This window comes from Streptomyces sp. NPDC030245, from assembly GCF_055572995.1.
In genome coordinates, this window is record NZ_JBVICF010000006.1 from 98,217 (window position 1) to 116,344 (window position 18,128).

The 18,128-nt window shown below is 72.3% G+C and carries 16 protein-coding genes; 9 read left to right on the plus strand and 7 right to left on the minus strand.

Annotated features, from left to right (window positions below):
• Positions 1-27: 27 nt before the first annotated feature.
• Positions 28-630: a TIGR03086 family metal-binding protein gene (locus tag ACZ4Z4_RS17915; protein ID WP_468327886.1), complete on the minus strand. Its 603-nt coding sequence runs from the start codon at positions 628-630 to the stop codon at positions 28-30.
• 133 nt (positions 631-763) lie between these two features.
• On the opposite strand from ACZ4Z4_RS17915, the gene ACZ4Z4_RS17920 reads away from it, so the two are divergent.
• Positions 764-1,972 carry an MFS transporter gene (locus ACZ4Z4_RS17920; protein WP_468327888.1) on the plus strand — a complete coding sequence of 403 codons (1,209 nt, stop codon included), beginning with the start codon at positions 764-766 and terminating at the stop codon, positions 1,970-1,972.
• Here ACZ4Z4_RS17920 and ACZ4Z4_RS17925 read toward each other — a convergent pair.
• The 3 genes from ACZ4Z4_RS17925 to ACZ4Z4_RS17935 form a co-directional block, all read right to left on the minus strand.
• Positions 1,947-3,293, minus strand: a complete 1,347-nt coding sequence (locus ACZ4Z4_RS17925; RefSeq protein WP_468327890.1) for a S28 family serine protease — start codon at positions 3,291-3,293, stop codon at positions 1,947-1,949. The two genes, ACZ4Z4_RS17920 and ACZ4Z4_RS17925, sit on opposite strands and share 26 nt — an antisense overlap.
• 61 nt (positions 3,294-3,354) lie before the next feature.
• Positions 3,355-4,527, minus strand: a complete 1,173-nt coding sequence (locus tag ACZ4Z4_RS17930; protein ID WP_468327892.1) for a hypothetical protein — start codon at positions 4,525-4,527, stop codon at positions 3,355-3,357.
• Entirely contained in the window at positions 4,524-5,489 is a 966-nt protein-coding gene (locus tag ACZ4Z4_RS17935; protein WP_468327894.1) for a 5-dehydro-4-deoxyglucarate dehydratase, read from the minus strand. Before ACZ4Z4_RS17935 ends, ACZ4Z4_RS17930 begins: the two co-directional genes overlap by 4 nt.
• Positions 5,490-5,718: 229 nt before the next feature.
• On the opposite strand from ACZ4Z4_RS17935, the gene ACZ4Z4_RS17940 reads away from it, so the two are divergent.
• The 7 genes from ACZ4Z4_RS17940 (at position 5,719) to ACZ4Z4_RS17970 (ending at position 13,136) form a co-directional block, all read left to right on the plus strand.
• Positions 5,719-6,528, plus strand: a complete 810-nt coding sequence (locus ACZ4Z4_RS17940) for an NAD-dependent epimerase/dehydratase family protein (protein ID WP_468327896.1) — start codon at positions 5,719-5,721, stop codon at positions 6,526-6,528.
• Between the two features lie 228 nt (positions 6,529-6,756).
• A complete protein-coding gene (locus ACZ4Z4_RS17945; protein ID WP_468327898.1) occupies positions 6,757-7,527 on the plus strand; it encodes a DeoR/GlpR family DNA-binding transcription regulator in 771 nt (256 codons plus the stop codon).
• Between the two features lie 130 nt (positions 7,528-7,657).
• Entirely contained in the window at positions 7,658-9,031 is a 1,374-nt protein-coding gene (locus tag ACZ4Z4_RS17950) for an ABC transporter substrate-binding protein (protein WP_468327900.1), read from the plus strand.
• Positions 9,028-9,981: a carbohydrate ABC transporter permease gene (locus ACZ4Z4_RS17955; protein WP_468327902.1), complete on the plus strand. Its 954-nt coding sequence runs from the start codon at positions 9,028-9,030 to the stop codon at positions 9,979-9,981. The genes ACZ4Z4_RS17950 and ACZ4Z4_RS17955 overlap by 4 nt, the downstream gene beginning before the upstream one ends.
• A complete protein-coding gene (locus ACZ4Z4_RS17960) occupies positions 9,981-10,811 on the plus strand; it encodes a carbohydrate ABC transporter permease (protein WP_468327904.1) in 831 nt (276 codons plus the stop codon). The genes ACZ4Z4_RS17955 and ACZ4Z4_RS17960 overlap by 1 nt, the downstream gene beginning before the upstream one ends.
• Before the next feature lie 16 nt (positions 10,812-10,827).
• The gene (locus tag ACZ4Z4_RS17965) at positions 10,828-11,817 is read left to right on the plus strand and encodes a zinc-dependent alcohol dehydrogenase family protein (RefSeq protein WP_468327906.1); all 990 of its coding nucleotides are present in this window, start codon (positions 10,828-10,830) and stop codon (positions 11,815-11,817) included.
• An 89-nt stretch (positions 11,818-11,906) separates the two neighbouring features.
• On the plus strand, positions 11,907-13,136 hold the full coding sequence (locus ACZ4Z4_RS17970; RefSeq protein WP_468328453.1) for a TerD family protein: 1,230 nt from the start codon (positions 11,907-11,909) through the stop codon (positions 13,134-13,136).
• 85 nt (positions 13,137-13,221) lie between these two features.
• Here ACZ4Z4_RS17970 and ACZ4Z4_RS17975 read toward each other — a convergent pair whose 3' ends face one another.
• Together ACZ4Z4_RS17975 and ACZ4Z4_RS17980 are read right to left on the minus strand one after the other, a co-directional pair.
• Positions 13,222-13,449, minus strand: a complete 228-nt coding sequence (locus ACZ4Z4_RS17975; RefSeq protein WP_030784272.1) for a CarD family transcriptional regulator — start codon at positions 13,447-13,449, stop codon at positions 13,222-13,224.
• Between the two features lie 158 nt (positions 13,450-13,607).
• On the minus strand, positions 13,608-15,191 hold the full coding sequence (locus ACZ4Z4_RS17980; protein WP_468327908.1) for a TROVE domain-containing protein: 1,584 nt from the start codon (positions 15,189-15,191) through the stop codon (positions 13,608-13,610).
• 577 nt (positions 15,192-15,768) lie between these two features.
• Between ACZ4Z4_RS17980 and ACZ4Z4_RS17985 the strand changes: the two genes are divergently transcribed.
• Positions 15,769-16,632 carry a serine/threonine-protein kinase gene (locus ACZ4Z4_RS17985; protein ID WP_468327909.1) on the plus strand — a complete coding sequence of 288 codons (864 nt, stop codon included), beginning with the start codon at positions 15,769-15,771 and terminating at the stop codon, positions 16,630-16,632.
• A gap of 29 nt (positions 16,633-16,661) precedes the next feature.
• Here the strand turns inward: ACZ4Z4_RS17985 and ACZ4Z4_RS17990 are convergent, their stop codons facing one another.
• Positions 16,662-18,116, minus strand: a complete 1,455-nt coding sequence (locus tag ACZ4Z4_RS17990) for an alkaline phosphatase PhoX (protein WP_468327911.1) — start codon at positions 18,114-18,116, stop codon at positions 16,662-16,664.
• Positions 18,117-18,128: the final 12 nt, after the last annotated feature.

The following is an 18,128-nucleotide window of genomic DNA, read 5'->3' on the forward strand; positions in this document are numbered from 1 at the left end:
TTTACCTGATCCATACCTGGACCAGGTTCAACCCTGCCCCTGCCCTCGCCACTGGGGGTCGCGCCCGCTCAGCCCGATCACCCGGTCCAGCAGAGGCGCGCCGTCCGGCACCGGAACCGGCACACCGAACAGCCCTCCCTCACCCCCATCCCCGTCCTCCTCCCCTGTCGGCGTGAGCAGCGCCTCCGCGGCCGCCAGGCTCGCCTCGTCGGGGGCGTACTCCTGACCGGTCGCGCGCGCCAGGTCCCAGCCGTGCACGACGAGTTCGTCGAGGGCGACGAGGCCGGCGACCTCGCCCGGCAGGTCGACGCCGCCCGCACGGGTCATGCCCTGCCAGGCGGACGGGTCGCGCCAGGCGTCGGCGAGGGCGTCGAGCGCCTTCGGCAGCTCACCGCGCCAGTCGGGCCCGATGTCCGGCACGACGCTCCCCGGATCCTGGTCGAGGCCGGGCCCGAACTCCTTGCGCGCGGCCTGGGCGAAGGCCAGGGAGAGGCCGAGGACGTGGCCCAGCAGGTGGCGCACCGTGTAAGCGGGGCAGGGCGTGGGCGCCGCGAGCTGGTCGTCCGTGACCCGGCCGGCGATGCGGGCCACGAGGTGGGCCTGCGGGCCGAGGTCGAGGATGTCGGTCATGGGGGGCCTCCTGAGGGGGCGGTTTCGGTACGTCTCCCCTTGTGGACTCCGCGGGCGCCCCGAACTCATCGCGATCCGCTAGGGAATGCGCCCGATACCGGCGCGGGGACCTCAGGAACCAGCATCACCAGGCATGACATCGACGATCGTGCGCGTCCTGCGGGACCGCGACGCGGGCCTCTACCTCGGCGCCGTGGTGGTCTCGGGCTTCGGGAGCTCCGCGCTGTGGCTGGCATCGGGGATCTGGGTGAAGGAGCTCACCGGGTCCGACGGGCTCGCCGCGCTCTGCCAGCTCGCCCTGTGGGCCCCCACCCTCACCGGCCCGCTCCTCGGCACCCTCGCCGACCGCACACGCCGCAGACCCCTCCTCGTGGCCGCCAACCTCGCGCTCGGCGCGCTGCTCCTGTCGCTGTTCACGGTCGACAGCGCGGGCCGGCTGTGGATCCTCTTCGCCGTCCTCGTGGTGTACGGGGCGTGCGGCGTCGTCACCGACGCGGCGGAGGCGGCCCTGGCCGCGACGGCACTCGACAAGAACCTCCTCGGCGACTTCAACGGCCTGCGGATGTCCGCGAACGAGGGTATGAAACTGGTGGCCCCCCTCGCCGGAGCGGGCCTGTACGCCGCGTACGGGGGCGCCGGGGTGGCCCTCCTGGACGCGGTGACCTTCGTACTGGCCGCCGGGATGTTCGCGCTGCTGCGGGTCCGGGAGGGCGCGCCGGCCCCCGACCCCACGCCGCTGCGGGCGCGCACCGCGGAGGGCGCGCGCTACCTGTGGCGCCACGAGCGGCTGCGGCCCCTCGTGACGGCGGCCGGAGCGACGATGCTGACGTCGGGCATCAGCGGCGCGCTGGTCTACGCGGTCGTCGAGGGACTCGGCCGCTCCCCCGCGTACACCGGGGTGCTGTACGCCGTGCAGGGCGTCGGTTCCGTTGTGGTGGGCGTGGTGTCGGGGGCGCTGATGCGGCGGTTCGGGGCGCGGCGGTTCGGCGGCGCGGGCATCGCCCTGACCGGCGCCGCGGCCGCACTGACCGCGCTCCCGAACGACACCGCGGTCCTCGCCGGCAGCCTCGCGAACGGCATCGGCTTGCCCTGCGCGCTGATCGCGGCACTGACGGGGGTACAGCGCGAGACGCCCACCGCACTCGTCGGCAGGGTGGCGGCGACCGCCAACACCCTGATGTTCACACCGACAGCACTCGGCATCGCGGCGGGCGCGGCCCTCGTGGAGAGCATCGACCACCACGTGCTGCTGCCGGCCCTCGCAGGGACGCGCCTCCTGATAGCCGCGCCCCTGCTGCGGCCCGCCCGGCCGCGGGTTACTTCACGTCGGCCCAGCGCTTGATGGTCGCCACGGCCTTCGCCTGTTCGTCCGCCGGGAGCTTGGCGATCGATGCGCCGTGGTTGGCGCCGGGGACCACGTAGCGGTGGGAGTCGTGGCGGCTGGGGGTGAACTGCTCGGCGCTCCAGGGGTCGTTCTCGCCGTAGATGAACATCATGCGCTGCCCGCGGTTCTTCACCCAGCGGTCGACGTCGGCGATGGTGCTGTTGTCGTACGTGCCGCGCATGGCGGCGGGCAGCACCGAGTTGGGCTGGTAGATGTCGGGGTGGTTGCGGACGTCCTTGAGGTGCTTGAACTTCAGGTCGGCCCAGCCGAGTTGGGTGGCGGCCTGGCGGTAGTAGGGGCCCGAGCCGTTGGTGCCGAGGGACTCGTCCTGGTAGACGCTGAAGCCGTGCTTCTTCGACCAGTCGTAGAGCTCGCCGTCGGTGACCTTCTTCGCGTCGGGCACGGTCGGGCAGTCGGCGGCGGTGCCGGACTGCCAGAAGTTCCACACCTGGTCGAGGACCGCGAACTCGTAGGCGCGGTCGGTGGTGCCGAGGGTCTCCTCGAACGTGTCGCCGTTGGCCTTCGCGTCCGCCTCGAACTTGGGGAGCAGCGTGTCGCGGCGTACGAGCATCTCGCGCTGCACGGCGTTCAGCGCGTCCCGGCACTCCTTGGTGCCCACCGTCCTGAAGAAGCGTTCGTAGCCGCTGTCGTCGCGGTTGTTGGCGTCGTTGGGCGCGACGAACGCGACGACGGCGTCGAGGTCGTCGGGGTAGAAGCGCTCGTGGTACGTCGCGGTCATGCCGCCCTTGCTGGCGCCGGTGCCCAGCCACTTGCCCTTCTCGATCCCGCGCAGGGCGCGGGTGAGGCGGTGCTCGTCGGCGGCCTCCTGCTGGACGGTCATCTTGGACCAGTCGTCGCCCGCGGGGCCCTTGGGCCGCGACTCGGCGAAGTAGCGGTGCTCGACGGCGAGCTGGTTGGCGTCGATCAGCCGGGTGAGGGAGGCGGTGCCGCCGGGGAGGGTGTAGCCGCTGGTGTAGAGGACGGTCGGCTTGTCCGTGGCCTTGTGCCAGAGCGTGGCGCGCTGCGTGAAGGTGGCGCCGTGGGGCTTGCGGTGGTCGACGGGCTGCTTGTACGTGAGCGTGTAGAGGGGGTGGCCCTCCTTGTCCGCCACGGAGACCACCGTCATGCCCGGTATTCGCTCCAGGCGCTCGCGGAGGTCGGACGGCGTTCCGCCGGCGCCGGCCGTGGCGCTCGCGGCGGCGGGTGTGGCGCCCCCGAGCACCGCGGCGCCCGCCATCAGTCCGGCACAGACCAGCGCGGATATCCCCTTGTTGCGCACTCTTCCCCCTCTGTCCCGCAGCGCGGGAGTGACGGCAGTGGTGCGCGGATCGTATCCGTGATCACCCCGCCTGCGACAGGGCCTTCGCGACGTGTGCGAGGTCCTCGTCCGATGCCAGTCCCGCGTGGTAGAGCCGCAGTTCGGTGGCGCCCAGGGCGGCGGCGCGTGCCGCGTCGGCGGCGAGGGTGGCGGGGCTGCCGCCCATGCCGCTCACCACGGTGAGGTTGGCGGCGAGGACGGCCCCGGCCCGGCTCCGCGCGGCGAACGGCTCCAGGAGGCGGGCGCCGCCCGTGCAGGGCACGACCACGCCGTCGGCCACGGAGAGGATGTGCGCCGGGTCGACGCCCGCGTTCGCGCCGCAGTGGTACGTCACCGGGTCCGCGTGGAGCAGCACCTGGAAGCCGGGGTCCGCCGCGGCGCGGACGGCGGCGACGGCGGCCTCCTGGAGGGTGCGGGCGGTTTCCTCGCGCCACGCGCGCGTGGCCGCCGCCCGGCCGGCGCCGATGAGCTTCTCGACGCCCGCCCAGCCCTCGCCCTCGTCGCCGCCGCGCCACACGGGTTCCAGGGCGCGGCGGACGACGGCCGCGAGCTCGTCCGGGTCGAGGCCCTGTCCGGCGTACCCCTCCCGGCAGGAGGGGCAGAAGCACAGCGACATCAGGTACTGCCCGGCCTCGCCAAGGGTGACGCCCGCGATCTTGTCGTGGGCGTGCAGGTGCGCGAGGCCGTACCAGCCGCAGGACTCCAGTTCGGTGCCGCGCGTCCCGGTCCCGGGGCGTACGGCGGCTTCGGCGGCGAGATCGGTCAGGTACGCGCGCGTGGCGGGCTGTGCGATGCAGGGCGCCCACGGATAGCGGTCTCCGTAGGCGTTGACCACCGAGGTCGCCGGATGGTCGGCGCCGAGCCGGGAGTTGTGGGCGAGGACGACCCAGCTGTGCACGTCGAGCCCGGCGTCGGTCAGGGCCTGTGCCGCCGCTCCGTAGGCATCGCCCCGCGCCCACTCCCCGGCCGCGTACGGGCGCGGCTCGCGGCCCCGCCAGTGGTCGCCCGGCGGGTAGAGCACGGCGGCGTGCGCGGCCGTGACGACGCGGTGGCGCGGGTGGCGCGGGGTCAGCGCGCGCGTGGAGTGGTAGGCGGCGGCCAGGGTGACCTGGCGGATGCCGAGGGCGGCGAGGCGGGCGGGCGCGTCGGGGTCGCCGACGACGTCCCAGGGGTAGAGGAACGCGGCGGCCCTCACGCGCCCGCTCCGGGGTGTGCGCCGCCGATCAGGTCCCGCCCGCGCTCGACGAGTTCGGCGAGCCGCTTGACGTGTTCGCCGGCGGGCTCGTGCAGCGGCGGCCGTACGGGACCCACGTCGAGGCCGCCGAGCCGGACGCCCGCCTTGACGAGGGAGACGGCATAGCCGCGGCCGAGGGCGCGCAGCTCCACGAAGGGCCGGTAGAAGCCGTCGACGAGGCGGTCGACGGTGGCGTCGCCCTCCGGCGTACCGGAGTTGAGCGCGCGGTGGAAGGCGAGCGCGATGTCGGGCGCGAAGCAGAAGACCGCCGAGGAGTAGAGGGTCACGCCGATGCCGCGGTAGGCGAGGGCGGTCAGCTCGGCGGTCGGCAGGCCGTTGAAGTACAGGAAGTCGCCCGGCACTTCGCCGCGCACGGCGCTGACGGTGCGCTGCATCAGGTCCATGTCGCCGAGGCCGTCCTTGAAGCCGATGACGCCGTCCGCGCGGGCGAGTTCGACGACGGTCTCCGGGGTGAGGACGGCGTTGTCGCGCTGGTAGACGATGACGTCCAGGGAGGTGGCGGCGGCGATCTCGGTGTAGTGCCTGATCAGCCCCTCCTGCTCGGCGACGACGAGGTAGGGGGGCAGGGCGAGCAGCCCGTCGGCGCCCGCCTCCTCGGCGAGGCGCGCGTACCGCACGGCGAGCGCGGTGCCGTATCCGGCGCCGGCGACCACCGGCACGCGGCCCGCCGCCTCGTCGACGGCGGCGGCGACGCACCTCTGGAACTCCTCGGGCGTCAGTGCGTGGAACTCGCCCGTGCCGCAGCAGGCGAACACCGCGGCCGCGCCCGCCTCGATGCCACCGCGCACATGGGCGCGGAAGGTGTCCAGGTCGAGCGCGCCGTCCGGCCCGTACGCGGTGACCGGGAAGAAGAGCGGCCCGCTGGGGACGCGGAGGCGGGAAGCGAGGGGGGCTGACGTCACGGGCTCTCCCTAAGCGTGCACGTTTCTGATCCATGTCCATATCCCTGAACGCGACCACGCTAAGGCGCCCTCTCGGGCCGGGTCAAGCACGCGAACTCGCCGCTTAAGAGCGGATTTACCGCGTCCGGGTGCCGTCCGGGCCCCTTGACGCGACATGACGGCGATCTCTAGCGTTTCCACGGATGTGAATCCTGTACGTGGATGCATACGCCCGCCCGAGGAGACCCGCATGCCCGCTCCCCGCACCGTCCTGCTCACCGGCGCCGCCGGCGGCCTCGGCACGCTGATGCGCGGCCTCTTGCCCGCGTACGGCTACGACCTGCGGCTGCTCGACATGCGCCCGGTCCCGGGCGAGCCGGACGCCGTCACCGCCGACCTCGCCGACAGGGACGCGCTGCGCGAGGCCGTGCGCGGCGTCGACGCGGTCCTCCATCTCGCGGGCATCTCCCTGGAGTCCACCTTCGACAAGATCCTCAAGGCCAACATCGAAGGGACGTACAACCTCTACGAGGCGGCCCGCGAGGAGGGCGTCCCGCGGATCGTCTTCGCCTCCTCCAACCATGCGGTGGGCTTCACCCCGCGCCCCCGCGGCGACGACCCGCTGATCCCCGTCGACACCCCGCGCCGCCCCGACACCTTCTACGGACTCTCGAAGTCCTTCGGCGAGGACCTCGCCCAGTTCTACTGGGACAAGCACGGCGTCGAGACCGTCTCGGTCCGCATCGGGTCGTGCTTCCCGGAGCCGTCGAGCGTGCGGATGCTGTCGGTCTGGATGAGCCCCGAGGACGGGGCACGGCTCTTCCACGCGGCCCTCACCGCCGAGGACGTGGGGCACACCGTGGTCTACGGCTCGTCGGCCAACACCCGCCTGTGGTGGGACCTCTCGTCGGCGCGGGCGCTCGGCTACGACCCGCGGGACGACTCCGAGCCGTACGCGAAGAAGCTGATCGCCGAAGAGGGCGAGCTGGACCCGGCCGACCCGGAGCACGCGCACCTGGGCGGCCACTTCTGCACGAACCCGCCCGTGTGGCCGTACTGAACCCACACTCGAACTCCCGCCCACCCCGCACGGGCACCGAACGGGCGGCCCGCGCCCCCGAAACGGGCACGCCCGCGGCCCGCCGCACAGGCCGTCGCCCCGCCAAGCGGGCACATACGGGCAGCATCGTGCCCGCTGCGACCCTGGTCACCCCCATCCCCGCGCTGTAGAACTTCCCCACAGGGCCCGAACGGGCACCGGGAGACCCAGGGGAAGCAGGTGGCGCCGATGACCGCGGAGGAACGTCAGCGGCGGATCGTCAGCGCGGCCCGCAACGCCGGATCCGTCGACGTGACGGCGCTCGCCGACGAGCTGGGCGTCGCCAAGGAGACCGTCCGCCGCGATCTGCGGTCCCTGGAGGACCACGGCCTGGTCCGCCGCACTCACGGCGGCGCCTACCCCGTGGAGAGCGCGGGCTTCGAGACCACCCTCGCCTTCCGCACGACCATGCACGTCCCCGAGAAGCGGCGCATCGCGGCCGCCGCGGCCGAACTGCTCGGCGACGCCGAGACCGTCTTCGTCGACGAGGGCTTCACCCCCCAGCTGATCGCCGAGGCGCTGCCGGAGGCCGCGGCGGGCCGCCCGCTGACCGTCGTGACCGCCTCCCTGGCCACCGCGGGCACCCTCGCCGAGGCCGAGAACGTCACCGTCCTGCTGCTCGGCGGCCGGGTGCGCCCCGGCACCCTCGCCACCGTCGACCACTGGACGACCCGCATGCTGGCCGGATTCGTCATCGACCTGGCGTACATCGGCGCCAACGGCATCTCCCGCGAACACGGCCTCACGACGCCCGACCCCGCCGTCAGCGAGGTGAAGGCACAGGCCATCAGGGCGTCGCGGCGCACGGTCTTCCCCGGGGTGCACACCAAGTTCGGGGCGACGAGCTTCTGCCGGTTCGCGGGGATCGGCGACCTCGACACCATCGTCACGAGCAGCCGCCTGCCCGCGTCCGAAGCGCACCGCTACTCACTCCTGGGGCCGCAGGTCCTCCGCGTCTGACGGCCGCCTCTCCCCACCGCCACACCCACACCCGCACCCGCACCCGGCCGACGCGGGCCTCCGCACACCCTCCGCACCCCCTTCAGCGCCCCAATCACCCCGATATGACCCTCTACGTCCAGGAGCACTCATGCGAACCCCGAGCCGACCGAGGCCGAGGCCGCACGCGCTCGCCGCGGCCGCCGCAGGGGCGCTGCTCGCCCCGCTGCTCGCCGGCTGCTGGGCCGGCGCCGGCGGGGCCGGCTCAGGCGGCGACTCCCTCAACGTCCTCATGGTGAACAACCCGCAGATGGTGGAGTTGCGCAAGCTCACCGCCGACCACTTCACCAAGAAGACCGGCATCGAGGTGAACTTCACCGTCCTGCCGGAGAACGACGTCCGCGACAAGATCAGCCAGGACTTCGCCAACCAGGCGGGCCAGTACGACGTCGCGACGCTCAGCAACTACGAGATACCGATCTACGCGAGGAACGGCTGGCTGCACGAGGTCGGTTCGTACGCGCGCAAGGACGAGGCGTACGACGAGAAGGACATCCTGCCGCCCATGCGCCAGTCCCTCACCGGCGACGACGGCAAGCTCTACGGACAGCCCTTCTACGGAGAGTCGTCCTTCCTGATGTACCGCAAGGACGTCTTCGCGAAGGCCGGCCTGACCATGCCGAAGCACCCCACCTGGCAGCAGGTCGCGGACCTCGCCGCCCGCGTGGACGGCGAGGAGCCCGGGATGAAGGGCATCTGCCTGCGCGGACTGCCCGGCTGGGGCGAGCTGATGGCGCCGCTGACGACCGTGGTGAACACCTTCGGGGGCACCTGGTTCGACAAGGACTGGAAGGCCCGCCTGGACTCCCCCGAGTTCGAAAAGGCAACCCGCTTCTACGTAGACCTCGTCCGCGACCACGGCCAGTCGGGGGCCGCCCAGTCCGGCTACGCCGAGTGCCTCAACAACCTCACCCAGGGCAAGACCGCCATGTGGTACGACGCCACGGCCGCCGCCGGGTCGCTGGAGTCCGCCAAGTCCCCGGTGAAGGGGAAGATCGGATACGTACCGGCCCCCGTGGTGAAGACCGAGAACTCCGGCTGGCTCTACACCTGGGCCTGGGGCATGCAGAAAGCCTCCCGCAACCCGGACAAGGCCTGGAAGTTCATCTCCTGGGCCTCCGGCAAGGAGTACGAGAAGCTCGTCGGCGAGAAGACCGGCTGGTCGAACGTCCCCGCGGGCAAACGCGCCTCCACCTACGCGAACCCCGCCTACCGCAAGGAAGCCGCCGCCTTCCAGGACGTCACCCGCGCCGCCATCGAGGGCGCACGGCCCCGCGACCCCGGCGTGCAGCCCCGCCCCGCGCCCGGCATCCAGTTCGTCGGCATCCCCGAGTTCACCGACCTCGGCACCAAGGTCTCCCAGGAGATCAGCGCGGCCATCGCCGGACGCCAGTCCGTCGACGCGGCCCTGGACAGGTCCCAGGACCTCGCCGAGAAGATCTCCGAGGAGTACGAGGGACGATGACCGCCACCGCGAGCACCACCACCCCCGTGGGGCACCCGCGCGTGCCCGCCGCGAAGCCGGCGGGCACCGGACGGCTGCGCGCCTGGGCGACCAGGGCGCCCCTGCTGCCCGCCCTCGTCTTCATGATCGCCGTGACCCAACTGCCGTTCGTGGCGACCCTGGTGATCTCCTTCTTCGACTGGAACGCCCTCTACCCGGACGCCCGCAGCTTCACCGGACTCGGCAACTACACCGAGGTCCTCACCGACCCCGACCTGCGCAAGTCCGTCCTGACCACGATCCTCCTGACGGCCTCCGTCGTCCTCGCGAGCCTGGTCGCGGGCCTTGCTCTCGCGCTGCTCCTGAACCGGAGGTTCAAGGGGCGCGGCCTCGTCCGCACCCTCCTCATCGCGCCGTTCCTGCTCGTCCCCGTGGCCGCCGCGCTGCTGTGGAAGCACGTGCTCTACAACCCCGAGTACGGCCTCTTCAACGGCCTGCTGCACTGGGTCGGCGGGGACTCCGCGGCGCAGCCCGACTGGATCTCCAACACCCCGCTCCTCGCCATCGAGGCCTCCCTGGTGTGGCAGTGGACGCCCTTCATGATGCTGATCCTGCTCGCGGGGCTACAGAGCCGCGACCCCGAACTGATCGAGGCGGCCCGCATGGACGGCGCGAGCAACTGGCAGGTCTTCCGCCATCTGACGCTGCCCCACCTGCGCCGCTACCTCGAACTGGGCGCGCTGCTGGGCTCGATCCACATCGTGCAGAACTTCGACGCCGTCTTCACCATCACCTCGGGCGGCCTCGGCACGGCGAACCTGCCCTACACCGTCTACCAGAGCTTCTACCAGGCCCACGAGAACGGCCTGGCCTCCGCGGCGGGCGTGCTCGTCGTCATCGGCTCGCTCGTCATCGCGACCTTCGCCCTGCGAGTCGTCTCGTCCCTGTTCCGTGAGGAGGCGTCCCGCTGATGAAGAACGCACGAGGCAAGGGAACCGTCCTGGGGCTCACCGCCTGGCTCGCCGGGATCCTGTTCTTCCTGCCCATCGCCTGGATGGCGCTGACCTCCCTCCACTCGGAGGAGGACGCCGCGACCAACCCGCCGTCGCTCGCCGCCTCGCTCACCCTCGACGGCTACCGGGAGTTCTTCGGCTCCGGCGGCGGCGCGAGCCCCTGGCCCTCGCTCGTCAACTCGACGGTGGCGTCGGTCGTCTCGACCCTGTGCGTGCTGCTCCTCGCGCTCCCGGCCGCGTACGCCCTGTCCATCAGGCCCGTGAAGAAGTGGACGGACGTGCTCTTCTTCTTCCTCTCCACGAAGATGCTGCCGGTCGTGGCGGGGCTCCTGCCGATCTACCTCTTCGCCAAGAACACCGGCCTCCTGGACAACATCTGGCTGCTCGTCCTCCTCTACACCTCGATGAACCTGCCGATCGCGGTGTGGATGATGCAGTCGTTCCTCGCCGAGGTGCCGAAACCGGTCATCGAGGCCGCGCAGCTCGACGGGGCCCGGCTGCCGACGATCCTCGCGCGCGTGGTGGCGCCCATCGCGCTCCCCGGCATCGCCGCGACCTCACTGATCTGCTTCATCTTCAGCTGGAACGAACTCCTCTTCGCGCGGGTGCTCACGGGCGTCGTCGCCCAGACCGCGCCCGTCTTCCTGACCGGCTTCATCACCAGCCAGGGCCTCTTCCTGGCGAAGGTGTGCGCCGCGTCGCTCGTGATCTCCCTGCCGGTGCTCGCCGCGGGGTTCGCCGCCCAGGACAAGCTGGTCCAGGGCCTGTCGTTGGGAGCCGTCAAATGAACCAGGGAGCCGCCAAGTGAAGGCCGCCATCATCGAGTCCGCGGGCAAGGCCCTCGTCGGGGAGCTGCCCGACCCCGCCCCGGGCCCCCGCGACGTCGTCGTCGAGGTCGCCGCGTGCGGTCTGTGCGGCACCGACCTGCACATCCTCCAGGGCGAGTTCGCGCCGACCCTGCCGGTCGTGCCCGGCCACGAGTTCGCCGGTGAGGTCGTCGCGCTCGGCAGTGACGTCCGCACGCTCGCCGTCGGCGACCGGGTCGCCGTGGACCCCTCGCTGCACTGCCACGAGTGCCGCTACTGCCGCGACGGCCGGGGCAACCTCTGCGAACGGTGGGCGGCGATCGGCGTGACCACCGCGGGCGGCGCCGCCCAGTACGCCGTGGCGCCCGCCGCCAACTGCGTACTCCTCCCCGACCACGTGCGCACCCAGGACGCCGCCCTCATCGAACCGCTGTCCTGCGCCGTGCGCGGCTACGACGTGCTGCGGGCGCGGCTCGGCTCGCACGTGCTGATCTACGGCTCCGGGACGATGGGCCTGATGATGCTGGAGCTCGCCAAGCGCACCGGCGCGGCCAGCGTCGACGTCGTCGACCTGAACGCCGACCGGCTCGCCACCGCGCGGCGCCTCGGCGTCTCCGGTGCGGCGGCGGACGCGGACGAACTGGACCGCCCGCAGGGCTGGGACGTCGTCGTCGACGCGACGGGCAACGCCGCCGCGATCCAGGACGGCCTCGGACGGGTCGCCAAGGCGGGCACGTTCCTCCAGTTCGGCGTCGCCGACTACGCCACGCGCGTGAACATCGACCCGTACCGGATCTACAACCAGGAGATCACCATCACCGGCTCGATGGCGGTCCTGCACAGCTACGAACGCGCCGCCGAACTGTTCGCGGGCGGCGTGCTCGACCCGGACGTGTTCATCAGCGACCGGCTGCCGCTGGCGGATTACCCGCAGGCGCTCGACCGGTTCGCCGCCGGGCTGGGACGCAAGATCGTGGTGGTGCCGTGACCACGGCGCCGCGAACCGGGCCGGGAAAATCCCTGCTCGGGTAAGGGAACGGTAAAGCGGGATCGTTCGTTACCCCTGGCATGACAGCTATGACCCCCGGCTCGAACATCCCGCTGACCGCCGCCCGCGTGGCGGTGGACGTCGCCGCTCCGGTGCGGCTCGACGTATCGGGCCTGCTGCTCACCGCCGACGGCAAGGTGCGCTCCGACGACGACTTCATCTTCTTCAACCAGCCCTCGGGCCCCGGCGTGACCTACCAGTCGGGCGGCGGCACGACCCCCGACAAGGTCACCGTCGACACGGCCGCCGTGCCGCCCGGCATCGAGAAGATCGTCGTGACCGCGAGCCCGGACGCGGCGGGCCAGACCTTCCAGGGCATCGAGCCCACCGCCACGATCCGCAACGCCGACGACGGCTCCGTCCTCGCCACCTTCACGCCGCCGCAGCTCGGCTCCGAGACGGCCCTGGTGATCGTCGAGATCTACCTGCGCAACGGCGCCTGGAAGGCCCGCGCGGTCGGCCAGGGGTATGCGAACGGCCTCGCGGGCATCGCGACGGACTTCGGCGTCTCGGTGGAGGAGCCCGCCCCGGCCCCGGCCGCGCCCGCCGCCGCCCCCGCGGCTCCGGCCGCTCCGGCCGCTCCGGCCGCTCCGATGGCACCCCCGGTGGGGCAGCCGGTGCAGGGCCCGCCCCCGCCGGCCGCCGCCCCCGCCGCGCCCGCGGCCCCAGCGCCCGGCGCCGGGAAGATCAACCTGGACAAGGGCCGCGTCAGCCTCCAGAAGAACCAGACGGTGTCCCTGGTCAAGGGCGGCAAGCCGCTGCTTTCCCAGGTCAAGATGGGTCTCGGCTGGGAGCCGGCGTTCCGCGGCAAGGACATCGACCTCGACGCCTCCGTCATCGCGTACGGCCCGCAGCGCAACCACATCGACAGCTGCTACTTCGGCAAGCTGTCGATCGTGAACGGCGCGATCAAGCACTCCGGCGACAACCTCACGGGCGAGGGCGGCGGTGACGACGAGGTGATCGTCGTGGACCTCGGCCGTCTCCCGCAGGACGTCACGGGCCTGGTCTTCACGGTGAACTCGTTCTCCGGCCAGAAGTTCACGGAGGTCGCGAAGGCCTACTGCCGCCTGATCGACGCGGCGACGGGCGAGGAGCTGGTCCGCTTCGACCTGACCAACGCCGAGGCGCAGACCGGCGTGATGATGGCGAAGATGATCAAGCAGTTCACCGGCGAGTGGGAGATGACCGGAATGGGGCAGTTCGTCAAGTCCCGGACGGTGCGCGGCATGGTGAAGCCCGCGGCGCAGGCGCTGTAGGCACGGGAGCGGGGATGAGCGAGGGGCGGCGGACCGCATGTGCGGTCCGCCGCCCCTCGGGTACGTCAGGTCGGGATGCCGGGCGTCAGAGCTTGGCCAGCTTCGGGTAAGGACTCAGGAACCGTCCCTGACGGCCCGCGAAGTCGATGACGACCGCGTCCTCCCCCTCGACGCCGACGATCCTCCCGAGTCCGTACTGGTCGTGGGAGACCCGGTCGCCCACGGCGAACTGCTCTACGGGTGGGGCGGGCGGAGCGGGCACATTGAAGGGACTGTTCGGCAGGTGGCGGCGCGAGCCGGCGGGCCTCGTCATGTCTGAAGTATGCGCCCCCGGACACCCGCCGCACCATGCTCTGAGCTCACACCGCTTTCACATCGGTATGGAACAGACACACAAACCCGGGCCGCGGACGACCCGAACGGGGTACGGTCGCAACGGACCGCACCCCTACGGCGACGTACGGTGACGCGTCAGGCGGCCAGCCACGGCCAGTCGGCGTCCGCGCCCGCCTCCAGCAGAGCCACCATGCGGAACGCGGCGTCCGAGAGGCCGCCGAAGACGTGCCGGTTGCCCTGTCCGGAGGCGCCGTGGCCCGCGCGGTAGCCCGCCAGGTTCCAGGTGTAGACGGGGACGTCCGCCGGAACCTGCTCGGTCGGGTCGCCGTGGTAGCTGTACGCCGCCTGCTCGTCGGTGACGATCAGCACCCGGTCGTGCTTCTTGTAGAAGCGGCGCACCGCCTCGGTGGTGTTGGTGCCGCCGAGGTCGCCGAAGCGGCCGAGGATCTTCAGGACGGACTCGCCCGCGCGGTACTTCACCCGGGCGCTGCTGCTGCCGAACTGGACCAGGTCCGCGTCGGCGGCCCGCAGCGCGAGCGCCGTGCCGAAGACCGCGGCCGCGTCGGCGCGGTTGAGCTGCGAGCGGTCGGAGAGCGGCGACCACATCGAGCCCGACCGGTCGACCAGGATCAGCGTCCGGCCCGGCAGCGACGGCACGTTCCCGAGGGAGTGGCCGAGGGCCTGCTCCAGCGGGTACGACCAGCGCAGCGACGGCGCGTGCTGGTACGCCGCGAGGTAGCGGAAGGGGAACTGCCGCGACTTCGCGACGGCTTCCGGGTCGGCGAGCCGCGCCGCGACGGTCGCCGCGACCTCGTCCGAGACGCCCGCCTCGTCGAAGTTCCGCAGGTTGCGGACGAGGGCCATGGTGCCCATCGACGGGATCACGGCCTCCCAGGCCGCCTTGTCCATGGGCCCCTGGAGCCACCCGGCGAGCGCCTCCCAGGTGATGCCCGCGGCGGCGAGCCGCTCGGCGCCGCCCGCGCCGGTGACCACCGCGCGCCGCTCGGCGACGGGCAGCGCCATCAGCTCGCGGTGCGCGGCGAGGACGCGCGCGCCCTCGGGCGGCACCGCTGCCTCCGGGTGGTGGCGGCGGTCGAGCGCGTACCGGAACAGGGGGCCCTGCCAGGGCTTGGCCGGGTCGGGCGCCGCGTGCACGAGGTTGAGGATGTCGCCGAAGCGGTAGCCCTTGGCCGCCGTGTCGTACTTCAGCAGGGCCTTCTCGTTGTAGAGGCGGCGCACGGCGTCGGCGATGCCGCGCTTCACGGGCTTGGGGACCGCGCGGCCGTACGTCGACGTCCAGTAGCCGAGGAGCTCGCCGGGCTCGTCGGGCCGGCGCAGCACGGACGCGACGACCTGGCGGCCCGTGGGGCCGTCGGTGACCTGTGCCTCCAGGCGCGCCTTCACGTATTCGGCGGCGCCGACGATCGAAGCCGTCCGCAGGTTGCCGTCGCCGCGCAGCCAGCCGAGCAGGCCCGCGGTCCACTGCGGGTCCTCGACGGCGAGGCGGCGGACGAGCGAGGCGAAGCGGTCGTCGCGGCGGTCGCCGGTCTCGTAGAAGGTCTGCTGGGAGACGAAGTTCGCGACCGCGAGCAGGAAGAGCTCGGAGCGGGCGTCGCGGAGGTGCCCGGGGCCGCCCTGGTGCGTACGGGTGATGCGGCCGGTCGACTTCACCGGAGAAGTCACCGCCGCCTTGACGGACTTGGTGTTGAAACGCGCCATGAGAATTCCCCCGAATTCATTGCGTACATCGTGTGCAGTGCGCACGGAGAAGAGGGGGAGACAGGCGGCAGGAGTGTGCCCGAGTTCAGAATCGGCGACGGACTTGTGTCGGATGCTCTACCCGATTGAGCTACACCGACCCGAAGTCGATGACGGGACTCGAACCCGCAACCCTCTGATCCAGGAAGTAACCGTTGCCTGCGCACCGGGCACACACCAGCTGCTGCCTCCCGAGATCGAAGTGGCTGCGGCATCATTTCTGGAAAGGAAGGAGCCGCTGCCCGCGCACCGGAAGGTGCAGGAGAACGCATGAAGTTGTGGTGTCCAGAGTTCAATTCGGCGGAACCGACGATGGTGCTCTGCCACTGAGCTACACCGGCCTGTCGGTGCCGGTGGCGGGAATCGAACCCGCGGCCTCCCCATGAGGAGTGGAAGTAGGTCCTGCCTTCGCACCTGGACGTGCATCACTTTAAGAGGGTGAACCGGCGGGGCGCCAAAGGTTTTTCCCCCGCCCTCCGATCTCCCGGCGGCCGCAACCGTACGATGCCTCACAGGCGTCGCACAGGAAGGAGCGTTCGTGGAGGTCGGCGGGTACAGGATCGTCGCGCTGCTCGGCGAGGGCGGCGTGGGCCGCGTCCACCTCGCGCGGTCCGCGTCCGGGCGGCCGGTCGCGGTCAGGACGGTCCACGCGCACCTCGCCGCGCGACCGGAGTTCCGCGAGCGGTTCCGCCGCGGGACGGCCGCCGTGCGCGCGGTCACCGGTCCGTACACCGCAGCCCTGCTCGACGCCGACGCGGACGCCGAACAGCCCTGGCTGGCCGTCGAGTTCTGCGCGGGCCCCGGCCTGCCGAAGGCGGTGGCCGCGCACGGCCCGCTCGGGCCCGCCGAGCTCGCCGCGCTGGGTGCCGCGCTGGCCGGGGCGCTGACGGCGGTGCACGCGGCGGGGCTCGTGCACCGTGACATGAAGCCGTCGAACGTCGTCGTCACGCGCGACGGCCCCAAGGTCATCGACTACGGGATCGCCAAGAGCGCGGCCGACGAGAGCCTCACCGCCCACGGCGAGGCCATCGGCTCGCCCGGCTTCATCGCCCCCGAGCAGCTGGCGGCGGACGCCCGGCCGCCGGGCCCCGCCGCCGACGTGTTCGCGCTCGGCGCGGTCCTCGCGGTGGCGGCGACCGGTCGCGGCCCCTTCGGTTCGGGCGGCGCGCCCGAGGTCCTCCACCGCACGCTGCACGAGGAGCCCGACCTGCTGGGCGTGCCGGGCCCGGAGTGGGAGTCCTTCCTCGGCCGCTGCCTGACCCGGAACCCGGCGGACCGCCCCACGGTCGCCGAGGTGCTCGCCCGGTGCGCCGAGCGGGCCCCGGCCGAGCCCTGGTGGGAACAGGAGCCGGTCGCCGGACTGATCCGCCGCCAGGAGGACAAGGTGGCGGAGCTGGTGTGAGACGGTCCGCCGTCCTCCGCCGGCGCCGGTCAGCGCCGCTGCCGCCGCCAGGGGCCGGTGATGGCGAGCAGGATGCCGGGCGTCTGGATGCTCGCGTACAGGGTCCTGCCGTCGGGTGAGAACGTGACGCCGGTGAACTCGCTGTACTCCGGCTCGTCCTCCGTACCCGCGTTGAGTTCGTTGCGGGCGATCGGGTACGTGCGGCCGCTCTCCGTCGCCCCGAACAGGTGCTGGACGCCGTCGCCGTCCTCCGCGATGACGAGGCCGCCGTAGGGCGAGACGGTGATGTTGTCGGGGCCGTCGAAGGCGCCGTCCTCGCCGGGGTCCTTGTTGACGCCGAGCAGCACCTTCAGGGTCAGGGTGCGGCGGCCCGGGTGGTAGAACCACACCTGCCCGTCGTGCGGGACGGGGCTCTCGCCGCGGGCGAAGGAGGCGACGATGTAGACGCCGCCGTCGCCCCACCACATGCCTTCGAGCTTGCGGGCGCGCGTGATGTCGCCGTCGTCGAACTGCTCGCGCACGGGCACGGTCCGCGCGTCGCGGTCGGGGACCTCGACCCAGTCGACGCCGTAGACGGTGCCGATCTTGGTGGCGCGGGACAGGTCGTCGACGAAGCGGCCGCCGGAGTCGAAGCACTTGGGGGCCTTCAGGACGCCCGCGTCGTCGGCGAGGGTGCGCAGCTTGCCGCGGCCGTGCGCGAAGCCGCGGGGCGGGGTCCAGCGGTAGAGGAGGCCGTTCGGCTTGGCGGCGTCCTCGGTGAGGTAGAGGTGGCCGCGCTTGGGGTCGACGACGACGGCCTCGTGGGCGTAGCGGCCGAGCGCCTTGATGGGCTTCGGGGCGCGGTTGGCCCGCCGGTCCAGGGGATCGACCTCGAAGACGTAGCCGTGGTCCTTGGTCATGCCGTTCTGGCCGGCCCGGTCCTCGGTCTCCTCGCAGGTGAGCCAGGTGCCCCACGGGGTGCTGCCGCCCGCGCAGTTGGTGGCGGTGCCGGCTATGCCGACCCACTCGGCGACCCGCCCGTCGGGGCGGACCTCGACGACGGTGCAGCCGCCGGCCGCGGCGGGGTCGTAGACGAGGCCCTCGGTGAGCGGTACGGGGTGCTTCCACTTGCTGCGGGGGCCGCCCAGCTCGTGGTTGTTGACGAGGAGCGTGGTGCCGCGGGGGCCACGGAAGGTGGCGGTTCCGTCGTGGTTCGACGGCGTGAACTCGCCGCTCTCCAGCTTGGTCCTCCCGCTGTGCGTGAGGACGCGGTAGGAGAATCCGGCGGGCAGCGCGAGGAGGCCGTCGGGGTCGGGCAGGAGGGGGCCGTAGCCGGGGCCGTGGTGGCCTCCGTGGCCGTGGCCCGCGGTGTCCGCGGCCTCCTCGACCTCCGTCGCGGCGAGGGCGCCGGGCGCGGTGGCGAGCGCGCCGACACTGCCGGCCAGGGCGACTCCCGCACCGGTGAACGCGGAGCGTCTGGCGAAATCCCTGCGGGTGAGCGACATCGTTTCTCCTGA

What these genes read in the sequence shown, in the direction of transcription:
- ACZ4Z4_RS17915 (WP_468327886.1), bottom strand. Translation starts at nt 630, where the DNA reads ATGACCGACATCCTCGACCTCGGCCCGCAGGCCCACCTCGTGGCCCGC.
- ACZ4Z4_RS17920 (WP_468327888.1), top strand. Translation starts at nt 764, where the DNA reads ATGACATCGACGATCGTGCGCGTCCTGCGGGACCGCGACGCGGGCCTC.
- ACZ4Z4_RS17940 (WP_468327896.1), top strand. Translation starts at nt 5,719, where the DNA reads ATGCCCGCTCCCCGCACCGTCCTGCTCACCGGCGCCGCCGGCGGCCTC.
- ACZ4Z4_RS17945 (WP_468327898.1), top strand. Translation starts at nt 6,757, where the DNA reads ATGACCGCGGAGGAACGTCAGCGGCGGATCGTCAGCGCGGCCCGCAAC.
- ACZ4Z4_RS17950 (WP_468327900.1), top strand. Translation starts at nt 7,658, where the DNA reads ATGCGAACCCCGAGCCGACCGAGGCCGAGGCCGCACGCGCTCGCCGCG.
- ACZ4Z4_RS17955 (WP_468327902.1), top strand. Translation starts at nt 9,028, where the DNA reads ATGACCGCCACCGCGAGCACCACCACCCCCGTGGGGCACCCGCGCGTG.
- ACZ4Z4_RS17960 (WP_468327904.1), top strand. Translation starts at nt 9,981, where the DNA reads ATGAAGAACGCACGAGGCAAGGGAACCGTCCTGGGGCTCACCGCCTGG.
- ACZ4Z4_RS17970 (WP_468328453.1), top strand. Translation starts at nt 11,907, where the DNA reads ATGACCCCCGGCTCGAACATCCCGCTGACCGCCGCCCGCGTGGCGGTG.
- ACZ4Z4_RS17975 (WP_030784272.1), bottom strand. Translation starts at nt 13,449, where the DNA reads ATGACGAGGCCCGCCGGCTCGCGCCGCCACCTGCCGAACAGTCCCTTC.
- ACZ4Z4_RS17980 (WP_468327908.1), bottom strand. Translation starts at nt 15,191, where the DNA reads ATGGCGCGTTTCAACACCAAGTCCGTCAAGGCGGCGGTGACTTCTCCG.
- ACZ4Z4_RS17990 (WP_468327911.1), bottom strand. Translation starts at nt 18,116, where the DNA reads ATGTCGCTCACCCGCAGGGATTTCGCCAGACGCTCCGCGTTCACCGGT.